Source organism: Vibrio anguillarum (assembly GCF_001989995.2).
Taxonomy (GTDB): domain Bacteria; phylum Pseudomonadota; class Gammaproteobacteria; order Enterobacterales; family Vibrionaceae; genus Vibrio; species Vibrio anguillarum.
Genome location: NZ_JAHGUP010000179.1, coordinates 1 through 490 on the forward strand (window position 1 = coordinate 1; position 490 = coordinate 490).

Sequence of the window (490 nt, forward strand, 5' to 3'; positions counted from 1 at the left end):
CCCTTAGCCGGGCGTTAGCAAATTTATTCGACATCTAACTCACATGGAGGAAAAGTAAGTGGAAACAGATAGAGATTCGATTATCGAATCGCATAGACTTGCAAGCCCGGGGCTTCGGTATTTAGGGCAAATCATTGATGGTGCAATAAGTGCCGCAATATTCATTTTCTTTCTTTGGCTCGGTACATTAATTGGTTTATCTCAGGACTCATCTGGCTTAATTGCCTTTTCTGCCGCTGCTTTTTACTTCCTACTTTCTGATGGTTTCGCAAAAGGTCAAAGCCTCGGTAAGAAGCTACTAGGTATCTCAGTTATAGATTCAGTTACAGGAAAAAGTTGTAGTTTCCCTCAGTCATTTTTCCGCAATGTTTTGACACCAATAATCGGCATGATTGACGCGATCTTTATTCTGGGTAAAAGAAGACAGAGATTAGGTGACAAACTGGCGAAAACAATCGTTGTAGTAAATTAGCTAACAAACGCTTCAAGA

At 40.6% G+C, this 490-nt stretch carries 1 protein-coding gene; it reads left to right on the plus strand.

The genetic code is table 11. The annotated features are described in order from the left end of the window. Positions 1-58: 58 nt before the first annotated feature. A complete protein-coding gene (locus PL85_RS18210; protein ID WP_038162647.1) occupies positions 59-472 on the plus strand; it encodes an RDD family protein in 414 nt (137 codons plus the stop codon). Positions 473-490 lie beyond the last annotated feature (18 nt).